Here is a 1663-nt window from a genome sequence, read left to right on the forward strand (position 1 = left end):
GGATCGCGCAGCACCCGCATGTCGGGGCGTTCGGCGATGGTATAGCCATTGTGGAAATCGCCGAAGGCGATGGCATAGGCGTCAGCACCGATATCCGGCATATCCTCGGCCACCAGAACCGGATAGCCCATCAGCCGCGCCGGTTCACCCGCCGCCAGACCATCCGACCACAGGAAGCGGCCATCGGCATCCTTCATCTTGCGCACAGCACCCGCAGTCTTCGAATTCATCACGAAGGCCGCATTCGCCCGATATTCCGCGTTCAGCGCATAGACCAGATCAATGATCGCGTCCGAGGCATTGGTGGGGGAAAAGTCACCCGCCGCACCTGTCGGCACATAGCCAAGTGATCCCCAGGCCCAGGCCCCGTTGTCAACGGTCGAATGGGTCAGGAAACCCGTCGGCTTGTCGATGCCATCGCCCGAGATGAAGGATTGCGCCTCGGCCCGGCTGAACTTGTCGGCAATGCGCTCGGCGAGCCAGCCCTCGACGTCGAAGGCAGAGTCGTCCAGCAGGCGCTGTGACGCCTTCGGCATCGCCGCCAGTTCATGCAGCGGGATCGAGATCCGGTCGATCTGGGGTGTCCCGGTTTCCGAGATTGAGCCCGTCTCGGTCGCCCAGCCCGACCCCAGATCGGTATGATCGACCAGCACGTCGAATGAGGTCGCCTCAACCTGCACGACATTGGCAATCGAACGCAGCGACGAGGTTGCTTTCAGCACCCCGCGAATACGCTCCGAGGTCTGCGGATCAACAAGGAAACCGCCCTCCGCATTCACCTGCGTGTTTAGCGCCTTGCCTTCCAGGGCAAGGCCCCGCAGCCCGTCATCGTCGCCCGACCGCAGATAGGCCGCAAAGGCCTTCTTGTGCGGTGCCTCATGGTCGATGGCGGTGGACAGAACCGGACGGCCCGGCATGTGAGATTTGCGATCCAGCATGGTCAGTCGCTCTTCCTGTTGTTGCAACCTTGATTTCATGTCGTCCTGAAAGCCCTTGAACTCGCTCAGGAAACCCTGAAGCGCAGACTTCACCTCCCCGGCCGGAGCGTCGGACACGCCTTCCCCGGCCCGAGCCTTCGTCTCGGTCTTCTTCATACCCATCACCTCACGTCAGGGGTTGCGTCAGACGGGGCTCAATGCCCCGCCAATGTCCGGCGCGCCTCATCGAACAAAGCCGCCAGCTCTCGCAGGTCGTCCGACCCAAGCGCATCGCCCTTGGCCCCGACCCGCGCCTCAGGAAGCATCGGGAACGTGACCAGCGACACCTCCCATAGCTCCACCTCGCGAAGCAGGCGCTGCCCCTTCGCATCCTTCTCCGCCGTCACCGTGCGGTAGCCGATGGAAAGCCCGTCAATGGCCCCGGCAGCAACCAATGCCGCCGCCTCGCGGCCCTTCTCGACCTCTGTCAGGATGCGGCCCTTGACGCGCAGGCCACGCCAATCCTCGACGATCTCGTCCCAGACCCCGATCGGCTGCGCCGGATCGTGCTGCCACAGCATCTTCACCGCGCGGCCGTGCGCCTTCAGCCGCGCCAGCGATTTGCCATAGGCGCCACTGACCACAACATCGCCGCCCTGATCGGTGATCCCGAAGAATGAGGCATAGCCCTCGATCCGGCACCCATCGGTAACGGCGACATCCTCGCCCAGTCGGCAGAACTTCAT

2 protein-coding genes are annotated in these 1663 nt (G+C 63.6%); both read right to left on the minus strand.

Going from position 1 to position 1663, the window contains the following annotated elements; translation table 11 throughout:
- On the minus strand, positions 1-1094 hold a 1094-nt coding region (locus WBB85_RS09545), incomplete at its 3' end, for a phage major capsid protein (protein ID WP_432638389.1).
- A gap of 38 nt (positions 1095-1132) precedes the next feature.
- Positions 1133-1663 (minus strand): HK97 family phage prohead protease, encoded by a 531-nt coding sequence (locus WBB85_RS09550; protein WP_432638390.1) that lies wholly within the window; start codon positions 1661-1663, stop codon positions 1133-1135.

Source organism: Albidovulum sp., from assembly GCF_049646345.1.
Lineage (GTDB): Bacteria > Pseudomonadota > Alphaproteobacteria > Rhodobacterales > Rhodobacteraceae > Albidovulum.